The sequence below is a fragment of the Endozoicomonas sp. SESOKO3 genome (assembly GCF_024606255.1).
The window spans coordinates 1-1906 of the sequence record NZ_JAHHPR010000225.1 but is presented as its reverse complement, the minus strand read 5'-3'; the positions used below and the strand labels follow the sequence as shown (position 1 = coordinate 1906).

Annotated in this window: 1 protein-coding gene; it reads right to left on the bottom strand. The window is 45.0% G+C overall.

The genetic code is table 11. From position 1 onward, the window contains the following. Nucleotides 1–176: 176 nt before the first annotated feature. Nucleotides 177–1906, bottom strand: a 1730-nt coding sequence (locus KDK18_RS03975; RefSeq protein WP_257253369.1) for a hypothetical protein, incomplete at its 5' end; no start/stop codon positions are given.

Here is a 1906-nt window from a genome sequence, read left to right as displayed (position 1 = left end):
TTCTCCACCAATCTGACCATCCATGGTTAATCTCCCTACTGCTATCTGAAGGACTCAATTGAAACTGTTTTATAATTTGACCTTTATGCAGTACGAAAGTTCAATTTTGACAGCAGTTCGTTGCCATGGAAGGAAGTCGCCCATCTCAAAAAAAATTCATCACGAGCAGATGGTTATCATGTATCCAATGAGTCATAAATCGAATTCAAATTCACACTGCTGAAAAACTCTTCGGCAATTTTTGTCAGCTCATTGGTTTTGAGAATCAGAGCGTTTCTGGCGTTATGTGCTTGCCGTAAGTAGCCATCATTAATAGATTCCTGCGACCAGGAAGAGCTCTTGATTAAATACATCATGGCGTACAGCTCTGCTGGTGAGGATGGATCATGAGCGCCAAAGAGGCCACAATTGTCTTCCCCCTCGGCGAAAGCATCGGCCCAACAATAGGTTAAGCGCCCACCTTTCGAATGTGTCATTTCATACAAATAATGAATGAAGACCTGCTGAATCGCTTTCTTGCATTTGTTTTTTATGCCAGTAATCAGAAATTGTTCACTGAATGGTACCTCAAGGGACTTTAGGGTAGGTTCGTACTTGCTTATGATATCAAGCTTTTCTTTCTTACTATCCGTTGCTCTGAGAGCATTTGAGTATCGTTGTTCCATTGCCTCATATTGATTGATTTTTTCCAATATCTGCTTCAAGACCGGGCTGTTCTCAAGTTTTCGTTGAAACAGGGCCTCGGCCTTTTCATTAATCACTTCGCTGTCCAGGGAGGGCTGCCCCAGTATAATCACCGGACGGTGGCTCCCCATGCCCGAGTTGAACTGCGCAAAGGCAGGTTGTTGCGCCAGCAGTCGTTCTATATTCGGAACGCCCTCTGGTTTGTCCGTCCAGGCAATCTCTACGGATGGACTGACAATTTTATTTTCAAGGAATGGCGAATGCCCATCATGATGATGAGTGATGAAGAAGGCATTCTCTTTTCTCTTCTGGAATTTTTTACAAGGCGACCGCCACCGCCATTGCTGGTTCTTTTTTTTCCCGGACATCAATACCTCATACCACTTTTTCAGACAATGAGTGGCTTTAACGTTCAGTTCATCGACACTTTGCAGACACACCAATAGTTCATGATGTTCAACAGCGTTTATAACGAATCTGCCGTAGGTCGGCACTGGATCCAGCCAACCCGAATCCAGGGCTTCACGGGCAAAGTGAATAATCGAAGGACGGGTCAAATCACTGTTTGCCAGTACGTCCACCATTGAACACAACCACTGGTCAGGGCTTGTTCCGGCCTGATCAATCATTTTTGAATGGAGTGATTTGAGTTTTTCAGTGACCTGATCTTCATCACTGTTGGATAATATTTGTTTGAGTGCCTCCGACATTGGTTTAGGTTGTGATTCCCCGATTGGAATCACTTTGCCGACCAATGTCTTCTCGTCTTCGCCCAATGCCTCTGTTTCCAGCGACTCTAACATTGAGGCGCCCATGGAAAAACTGGTTAGATCTTTTTCCTCCCAGAGGTGCTTTACTGTTTCGAAAGTACTCAGATTATTGTTTGGCAACGCACAGCCAGTCTCAAGGGCATTGTTCAGTTCCTCGAGGCTCATTCCACAGGCTTTAGCCAGAATTTGCTGTTGTGCCAGATCAGCATCTTTCAGGACATTCTTCAGGAGATCCATGGTCTTCTTGAACTCACTGCCAGAACCACTGACCTTCCTGGTGAGCTGGAATTTAGATGTGACTCTGGTTTCCTCGAAAGGCTCTCCGCCCAAATTCACTTTTTCCCAAGTTTGGCCTCTATCCGGGGAACACTCAGCAAAAGTATGGATAGGATTAGCGATTTGCCGACATGGAATGCCAAAATAACGACAAAAAGCAATAAAAACAGGCACAC